The following is a 519-nucleotide window of genomic DNA, read 5'->3' on the forward strand; positions in this document are numbered from 1 at the left end:
AAGGGGTGAGGCCGTTGAATAAGGAGGTGCTGGAACAATATATAGATGCATGTGAATTAATCAAAGAGACAGAGGCAGATATTAGAAGAGTAAAAAAGCAACGCAAGACCATAGTGCAGGATAGAGTACGTGGGTCTATGAGTGAGTTCCCTTATGCAGCACAGAGTTTCAACATACATGGTATGGTATATGCCGCGGCAAGGGAGCCGGGAGAACTGGCAGCGTATGAGCAATTATTGGAGGAGCGGAAGGCCAAAGCGGAGGAAATCAAGGTACAGGTGGAGGCTTGGCTTAATACGATTCCCCAGAGAATGCAGAGGATTACAAGGTTCAAGTATTTTGAAGGGCTTTCATGGGGAGAAATAGCTATTAGGCTGGGAAGAAATTCGACGGCAGATGGAATAAAAATGGAGTATAGAAGATTTTTAGAAAATAATTAAAATTTGTTCTATTTGTTCTATATGTTCTGCTTAGAAATGTTATAGTATAGACTGGAAGATCTGAAAACAGATTTCCTCC

1 protein-coding gene is annotated in these 519 nt (G+C 41.6%); it reads left to right on the top strand.

The genetic code is table 11. From position 1 onward, the window contains the following. Nucleotides 1-440 (top strand): hypothetical protein (locus NE473_RS30175; RefSeq protein WP_349769260.1); only part of this gene is annotated, 440 nt, incomplete at its 5' end. Between the last annotated feature and the right edge of the window lie 79 nt (nt 441-519).

Origin of the sequence: Hungatella sp. SL.1.14 (assembly GCF_024460495.1) — a bacterium.
In the GTDB taxonomy this organism is placed as follows: Bacteria; Bacillota; Clostridia; order Lachnospirales; family Lachnospiraceae; genus Hungatella; species Hungatella hathewayi.